General features: G+C 31.9%; 6 protein-coding genes. 5 read left to right on the top strand and 1 reads right to left on the bottom strand.

Going from position 1 to position 7,227, the window contains the following annotated elements; translation table 11 throughout:
• The first annotated feature begins 117 nt into the window (after positions 1-117).
• From DFQ11_RS14425 to DFQ11_RS14415, 3 genes are all read left to right on the top strand, one after another.
• The gene (locus DFQ11_RS14425; RefSeq protein ID WP_110476588.1) at positions 118-819 is read left to right on the top strand and encodes a suppressor of fused domain protein; all 702 of its coding nucleotides are present in this window, start codon (positions 118-120) and stop codon (positions 817-819) included.
• 200 nt (positions 820-1,019) lie between these two features.
• Positions 1,020-4,142 carry an SIR2 family protein gene (locus DFQ11_RS14420; RefSeq protein WP_110476587.1) on the top strand — a complete coding sequence of 1,041 codons (3,123 nt, stop codon included), beginning with the start codon at positions 1,020-1,022 and terminating at the stop codon, positions 4,140-4,142.
• Positions 4,143-4,151: 9 nt separating this feature from the next.
• Positions 4,152-5,192, top strand: coding sequence for a hypothetical protein (locus tag DFQ11_RS14415; protein WP_110476586.1), 1,041 nt, complete (start codon positions 4,152-4,154; stop codon positions 5,190-5,192).
• 203 nt (positions 5,193-5,395) lie between these two features.
• Here DFQ11_RS14415 and DFQ11_RS15130 read toward each other — a convergent pair whose 3' ends face one another.
• Positions 5,396-5,605: a hypothetical protein gene (locus DFQ11_RS15130; protein WP_146221545.1), complete on the bottom strand. Its 210-nt coding sequence runs from the start codon at positions 5,603-5,605 to the stop codon at positions 5,396-5,398.
• A 441-nt stretch (positions 5,606-6,046) separates the two neighbouring features.
• Between DFQ11_RS15130 and DFQ11_RS14400 the strand changes: the two genes are divergently transcribed.
• Entirely contained in the window at positions 6,047-6,631 is a 585-nt protein-coding gene (locus DFQ11_RS14400; protein ID WP_110476584.1) for an N-acetylmuramoyl-L-alanine amidase family protein, read from the top strand.
• A gap of 202 nt (positions 6,632-6,833) precedes the next feature.
• Positions 6,834-7,227, top strand: a 394-nt coding sequence (locus DFQ11_RS14395) for a helix-turn-helix domain-containing protein (protein ID WP_110476583.1), incomplete at its 3' end; no start/stop codon positions are given.

Genomic DNA, 7,227 nt, shown 5'->3' with positions numbered 1-7,227 from the left:
CGCCTACTTCTGAAAATCCTCGCGGATTTTCAGTTTGGTATGTACTTGCAAAGTTTGTAACTTACACACGCAACTACTCATAGCCGAGACCGTTGGCAACAAGCTGAAAACGAACTTATGGCTGAATACAAAAATCCGTTCTCGGACAGAAAACATTACTACGAACACACTGAATGGATTGCTGAACATTTAGACCAATTTTTTGACGAGAATTTAACAACAGTATTTCACGAAATTCCAACTTTCGACATACATCTTGATGTTTATTTTATAAAACCAAAAAACGCACCTTTCAATATTCTTTTGACTTCTGGAATGAGTACTCTAAAAATGAATGTTTCTGAACAAGTCGAAAATCCAGAGGAATTAGAATTTGCAGAATTAATGATACTAATTCCAAAAGACATAGAATTTGACCAAATTTACACAGGAGAAAACAAAAATGATTGGATAATTACAATGCTTAAAAGAACTGCGAAGTTTCCTCACTTTTATGACACTTGGATAGGAATTGGACATACAATACAAGCAGAAGAGGATTTGACGCCTTATGGAACTGATACGGACTATGTAGGTGCATTAATTCTTCCTTCTGTTACATTCGGCAATGATTTTACAGAAATAAAGAAAAACGGACGGAAAATAAATATTTACAATGTTCTACCTCTTTATAAAAATGAGATGGAATTTAAAATAGAAAACGGATATAATAAGTTGTTGGATTTATTAATAAAATCGAACGGAAAAGAAATGCTGGATTTGAATAGGGAAAATCTAATTTCAAAAAAGTCGATTTGGAATAAAATATTAGGAAAATAAATAAGAAAAGCCAGTTGCCAACACTGTATATAATTTATTGCTTGGTTCTAGCCTACTTACGAAAATCCTCGCGGATTTTCTATTCGGTTTTTATTTGCTAAATTACGTGCTTAACCACGCAACAAACCATATACAAACACGTTACCGCCAATACAAGAACCGAGCTCGTGGAAACATTATAGCTTGAAAAATGAAAATATATGAACCAATTACAATTTGATGAATTTTTGAGGTCTGTTGCAATAAGTAAAGATGATACATATGCTCTTTTATTAGGAGCTGGCACATCGATTAGCTCAGGAATACCTTCAGCAAATGACTGTATTTGGGATTGGAAAGGAACAATTTATAAAAGTAATAATTCTTCAACTAATGACTGGATAGACAATTTTAGAAATCCTAGAGTTCAGAAAACGATACAAGCATGGTTGGATAATCAAGGAAGTTATGTAGAGGATGGATGTAAAGAAGAGTATTCATTTTATGCCAAGAAGTGTTTCCCAATTGATAAAAATAGGAGCCAATATTTTCAAAAAATTTGCTCAAATGTAAAACCTGCTATTGGATATAGAACAATTCCGTTATTAGTTAGACAAGGAATATTGGATTCCGTTTGGACTACAAATTTAGATGATTTAGTCATGAATTCTTGTGTGCTTGGTGGTGTGCAAGGAATAGAAATAGCATTAGACACAGTAGACCGAATAAATCAACGAACTCAGAATAGAACTGAATTACCAATTATTAAACTTCATGGTGATTTTAAATATGGAGACTTAAAAAACACAGATGAAGAACTCCAAGAGCAAGATGAAACATTCAGACAAAAACTTATTGACTATTTAGGTGATAAACATTTAATTGTCCTTGGTTATAGTGGTCGTGATTCTTCATTAATGAAAGCTTTAACAGATGCCTATTCAAAAAAAGGTGGTGGTATGTTATTTTGGTGTGGCTACCACAACAATTATAGTCAAGAAGTCTCAGAATTAATCGAACATGCAAATAAAAATAGCCGTCAAGCTTTTTACGTTCCTACTGATGGTTTCGACACCACAATGCTCAATATTACTAAATTAGTTATTGAAGGAAATAGTGCTTTAAAACAAGAGCTTTCTTCAATGCAACAATTAAATAATAGTAATGAGACGTTTACTCCATTTGATTTAAAGCCACCGCGCAATAACAAAGTACTTAAAAGCAATTGCTTTCCATTAAAATTTCCTGACGAAGTTTTTGCATTTAATGCTAACCTGGAAGGAAAACCATGGGACGTTGTGAATAATATCGCTCTTAAAAGAAGTGATATATCAGCCATCCCACATGAAGGTCAAATTTGGGCTTTTGGAACTTTGGAAGTTGTGAAAGAAGCTTTTAAGTCAATTATCTCAGGAGATATTGTTAGAAAGCCATTAACTGACACTAGAATTTACCATTCAGGGATAAATTCTCTAATGTTGACAGCAATATGTAAACTATTAGCATTGCCTAAAGGTTTAAAGACAAATTACAGGGATAAAATATGGTCAGACCAATATCAGCATATCGCCAACCAAAAGGTATTTAATGCTATAAAGCTCTCATTAGAGAAAATAAATGGTGAGTTTTACCTCACTCTTAATCCTAGTTTTGCACTTGAAACTGATGACATTGCAAAAGATATAATTCAGCAAGTTGGTATAACATTTTATCATAAAATATGGAATAGCAAATTCAATGATTATGTTGAAAAATGGAGGAAAACTCTGTTCACAAAAGACAAATATGATTTTCCTGAAAATTCGGGAAGTGGTTTTAGTTTCATTATTAACAAAGCTCCTATATTCACAAATATTTGTGACCTAAATAATAAGTATACAAACTCTCATAATGTTCCTGATAAATTTATAAAACTTAGAGGTATTCAGTTTAAAGAGTCTTCATTGTTGTTTTCGACAAAGCATGGGAACAATCACTCGACCGATACTCATCCGATGCGTGGGTTGATAGAAAACAAGCCTTTTGAGACAAATTTGAATACATTCTTAGATACGACTATCAAATTAGGCGTAATTTCCCCTGCACAAGATTCAAAAATCGTATTTGAATTCTTGTCTAAACAGAATCAAGAGATTCCAAAGTTTAGTGAAAAGGAAGATTATATTATTGATTTCAAGGGGTTCTATAATACTTATGGTTTAAGCCTTAATATACCAGAACCAACATCAACTGACTGGGAGACTATCGCTGAACCACAGAGTAATGATTTTAAGGAAAATATCCATGAAATAAAACGAAATATTTGTGATAAAATAACAAAACTAAGTGCTACAGGAAATCAAAACGTATTGATTATTTATATTCCAAAACGGTGGGAAAACTTCACTAGTTATCATGATAATGGTGAATCATATGACTTACATGATTATGTTAAGGCATTTTGTGTTGAGAAAAGAGTTACATCTCAATTTATAAGAGAAAAGACCATAAAAGATGTTAAGCAGAGCTGCCAGATAAACTGGTGGTTATCCTTGTCATATTATGTTAAGTCATTAAGAACCCCTTGGATATTAAGTAACACCGATAAAACAACAGCTTTTGCAGGAATCGGTTATAGTATTGATTCTAAGCAAGAAGACAAAGGTCATATAATTTTAGGTTGTAGTCATATATATAGCTCTACAGGTGAAGGTTTAAAATATAAACTATCAAAAATAAGCAATGAGAAAATCCAATGGAGACATAAGAAACCCCATTTGAGTTACGATGATGCTTATGAATTTGGCAGAAACGTGATTAACTTATTTTATGAGTCTATGAACGAAATTCCAAAGAGAGTTGTAATTCATAAAAGGACTTTCTTTACTGCAGATGAAAAACAAGGCATTTTGGATAGCTTATATGATAACACAAATATTGAATCTGTAGATTTAGTTGAAATTAACTTCGAAGATGATATAAAATATGTTTCAAGTAAGACAAGAAATGGAAAAACGGAAATAGATGGTTTCTCAGTATCAAGAGGGACTTGTATTCAGTTGAATGCCAGCGAAGCATTACTTTGGGCACATGGTGTTGTACCATCAGTGAAAAATCCAAATTATAATTTTTATCCAGGAGGGCGGTATATTCCCAAACCATTAAAAATAATTAAGCATCATGGGACTGGTAGTTTAGAACAAATTGCGAACGAAATATTAGGATTAACCAAGATGAATTGGAATTCATTAAATATGTATTCACAATTACCAGCAACTATTTCATCTTCAAATGATATTGCTAGGATTGGTAAGTTAATAGAGAATAAAGAAAAGATAGAATATGATTACAGGTATTTCATATAATATCAACCAATGAAAGATTTATTTAAACATAAAGCCGAAAGAGAAAAACTGGATAAAGATTATCTGCTCCTAGACGAATTTAAAGGTTTTCAACCTGCTAAGAAGTTAATTGAAGATGTCGCAAGTGAAATTGATGATAAGGATGGGAATTTTATTCAACAATTTCAAACAACAGGCTTTGACGCAAGATTGTGGGAGTTGTTCTTGTACTCTCTGTATAAAGAAAATGAATTTGAAATACTTTCAGATTGTGACAGACCAGATTTTCATCTAAAAAAAATGCAAACAGAACTGTTTGTTGAAGCAAGTGTTTCAAATGAAAAAGTTGATGATATTTATTCCGCCGAATTTATAAAAGAAGCTCTTGCATTAAATGACATAGCTATTCAGAATGAATTAGTTGATTATTATATAATACGATTGGGGAGTGTTTTATTTTCCAAGCTTAATAAAAAGTATTGGGAATTAGCTTGGGTAACAGGGAAGCCTCTGGTATTAGCCATTACTCCGTTTCATAATTATATAGCCGATTTCTTACCTGATTCAAAAATCATCGAATATTTGTATGGTATTTCCTATAAAACTGAAATAAGAGAAAGTGGATTAGAACTAAAGGAAAATAAGAAGTTAGATACGCATAGATATAAATCGAAAGAAATCCCTTCAAATTTTTTCAATCAAGAAAATGTTGAGAACATCAGTGCTGTAATATTTACAAATAATTGTAATGTTCACAAATTTAATCGAATGGGTTTTCAAAAAGGAAATGGAGACAATGATATTATAATTGTTAGGTCTGGTATTGCTTATGACTCAACACCTAAGTCTACTGGTAAGGAATTTGACCAAGTTGTAAAACTTGGAGAGGGAAATGAAGATTGGAGAGAAAGTGTTTCTGTGTTTCATAATCCAAACGCAATTCATAAGATTAATAAAGAAGTATTTAATGGCATGCGGCAATTATGGTTGAATGATAATGGAGAATTAGGTGGAATCACTCCTGATAATTTTGTTTATAATTCTTTGACTGTGGCAGCAATAAATGAATAAGTACAGGCGGTAACAATGTATATAAAAAATAGGCGAAACAGTAGTAAAATCAAAGGTTTTAGCTCTTATCAAACTTTAGGCTTAACCGAAAGTTTCGTGCTTCGTAATCGCCTACTTTTCATATACTAAACGTTGTGCAACATATAGAAAAACAGAATTTTAATAATAAATGGAAATTGACAAAATAATTTATTTTATACTCTTCATTCCATTTCTTTGGCTTCTGATTTTTGACCAGCAGAAATTGAAAAATAAAAATGTTTTCCTGAAATATCTACTGATTTCGATTGGAGTTTTGCTGTTTGGAATATTATATGACCATTATCTCGCAAAAGACAATAAATCACTTGTATATTTTGGCTCTCAAATGACTTTAATTTTTCTACTTCTGTATAAACTAATCCGAATTCCATACTATCTGATTTACAAAAAAGAACCTGAAATATCTAGATTCCCAGAAAAGAAAATTGACATTATTCCGACTTTAATCATTTTGGCTGGAACAATGGTTTTACCGTTTTTGATAGATGGTCTGATAATTCAAAAAATCCTGAAATGAAAAAAATACGTTGCACAACACCGGCTATAGTTCATTGCTTCTGACTTTCCTCTCGGAAAGTCCTCGCAAATTTGCTATCTTCGGTTTACGGCGGAAAATCCTCGCGGATTTTCACGCAACGAAACCATAGCCAAACCCGTTGGCAATAATTAAAAAGACCCGACCAGAATTCGATAACTTAAAGCAATAAATGGAAATAAATATAACGAGAGTAAGAATATAAGAATTTTAACTGATTAATAATTAATAACTAAATTTAACGTTATCCAGAATTACAAACCAAAAACAGAAGACAATGAAAAACTTAATGAAATTTATCGGATTAGCAGTTTTAACAATGACTATGGCATTTACAACTGTGGAAAAAAAGACAATCGTAATTGACGTTGGTCACGGAGGACACGACAACGGAACAACTGCAAGCGGATTTAATGAGAAAGAAATTGCTCTAAATATTGCGAATAAGATTAAAGGAATGAACAAAAACTCAAATATTGAAATTATTTTAACAAGAGACACAGATGAATTTTTGACTTTAAATGAACGTGTAAATAAAATCAACCAATTGAAACCCGACTTTGTAATATCATTACACGTAAACTCTACTGATAATGAAAAAGAAAATGGAAAAGAAATATTCGTAAGTGATAAAAACTCGCAAAAAGAAAAGTCTGGAGATTTAGCTCTTAAATTGTTCTATGGTTTCAATGATGGAAAAGTAGAAATTAAAAAAGCAGATTTTTATCTTCTAAAAAATGTTGAATACCCAATCGCTCTTGTTGAAATTGGCTATTTAACTAACAAAAACGACCGAGAAATTCTGACAAGCGAAAAAGGTCAATCTGAACTTGCTGAATCTATTCTGAACGTGATAAAATAACTATTGCCAACAATGTGTATAAGCAATGGCTTGTCCTCGCTTACTTGGAAATTCCTGCGGAATTCCCAATGGTAAGTACCTGTTTGCAATTGTCCGTGCCGAACCACGCCACTGCTCATACACTAAACGTTAGCCACAATATGAAAAATGAATTTTCCTGAAATAGGTTGACTAAAAATTAAACCTTTAATTATAGTCACTTATGAAAACACAAAATGAACACTGGCGAAAAAAAAGTTACCAAAAAGTTACTTTAGAAACCAAATTATTCGTCGTTGACCAAATCTTAAATGGTCAAGTATCCACAAACTTCGCTTCCAAAAAATACGATGTTCCTAGAACAACTATTTCTTATTGGATTAGAAAATACAGTACCTTAGTACAACAAAATACTGGTATGAGTAAATTAGATGAGATTAAAAAACTTAAAGAACGTATTGAAGAACTAGAGTTTCAAAAGGATTTTCAACAAGATATTATTGCTGATATGGAACTTATTACAGGTGTCGATATGTCAAAAAAGTCATTACCCAAAACATTAGCAAAAGAGATAGAACTAAAAAAGAAAAACCGTTTAAAAGAAAGTGGTTCTATGG

The organism is Winogradskyella epiphytica (assembly GCF_003217215.1).
Lineage (GTDB): Bacteria > Bacteroidota > Bacteroidia > Flavobacteriales > Flavobacteriaceae > Winogradskyella > Winogradskyella epiphytica.
Note: the sequence above shows the minus strand (reverse complement) of the source record. Positions and strands in the feature narration are given on the sequence as shown.